Genomic DNA, 965 nt, shown 5'->3' with positions numbered 1-965 from the left:
GTGGTGCTGCGCGGCTACGGCTCGATGGCGGCCGAACTGGCGGGTGCGCAGTGGAACGAGGGCGATGTGTTCTGTTCCGTGGTGCGCCGGGCCGCACTGCCGGACGCCTTCTTCGCCATCGACGGCATGATGGAAACCTTCCTGACCGTCCTCGGCGAATTCGGCGCCTACCCGGCCGTGATCGAGCGTGAGCTCAACCGTTACCTGCCCTTCCTGGCCACCACCCGCATCCTGATGGCGGCCGTACGGGCCGGGGTCGGGCGCGAGAGTGCGCACGAGGTGATCAAGGAGCACGCGGTCGCGGTCGCCCTGGCCATGAGGGAGCAGGGTCGCGAACCGGACCTGCTGGACCGCCTCGCGGCCGACGACCGGATGCCGCTGGACCGCGCCGGACTGGAGGCCGCCCTGGCGGATCGGACGGCGTTCATCGGCGCCGCCGAGGCGCAGGTGAGCGATGTGGTGGCGCAGGTGCAGAAGCTGATCGACGCGAATCCCGAGGCCGCCCGCTACACCCCCTCGCCGATTCTGTAACCGCCACCGGCCCGATCGTCGCGGCACCGAATCCGCGCGGCGCCGCCGTGCGCGCGGTGGTGTCGCGCGTGCTCGGCGCCGTGCGAATGGTGCGGCGGCGCAGGCGAAATCGCCGACTATGGTTGCCGGATATGGACCCCTATACGATTTTCGCCGATATCGTCGCCGGGCGGGCGCCCTCGTCCAAGGTCTACGAGGACGACGACGTTCTCGCCTTCATGGACATCCGTCCCATGACGCCCGGTCATCTGCTGGTGATTCCGAAGGTGCCGGCGCGCAGCCTGGCCGAACTCGATCCGGCGATCGGCGGCAAGCTCTTTCAGGTCGCGCAGCGTCTGGCGGCCGCGCTGCGGGAGTCCGAGGTGCGCTGCGACGGGGTGAATCTCTTTCTCGCAGACGGTGTTACGGCCGGGCAGGAGGTCTTCCACGTCCAT

1 protein-coding gene and 1 pseudogene are annotated in these 965 nt (G+C 69.3%); both read left to right on the top strand.

Annotation, left to right across the window (positions count from 1 at the left end; all coding sequences use genetic code 11):
• Nucleotides 1-531 (top strand): annotated as a pseudogene (locus IRT45_RS36315) (adenylosuccinate lyase); the annotation flags it as partial.
• A 131-nt stretch (nucleotides 532-662) separates the two neighbouring features.
• Nucleotides 663-965: HIT family protein (locus IRT45_RS36310; RefSeq protein WP_194810264.1), on the top strand; the 303-nt coding region annotated here is incomplete at its 3' end.

This window comes from Nocardia sp. BSTN01, assembly GCF_015354405.1.
Classification (GTDB): domain Bacteria; phylum Actinomycetota; class Actinomycetes; order Mycobacteriales; family Mycobacteriaceae; genus Nocardia.
This window is presented reverse-complemented; position numbering and strand designations above follow the sequence as displayed.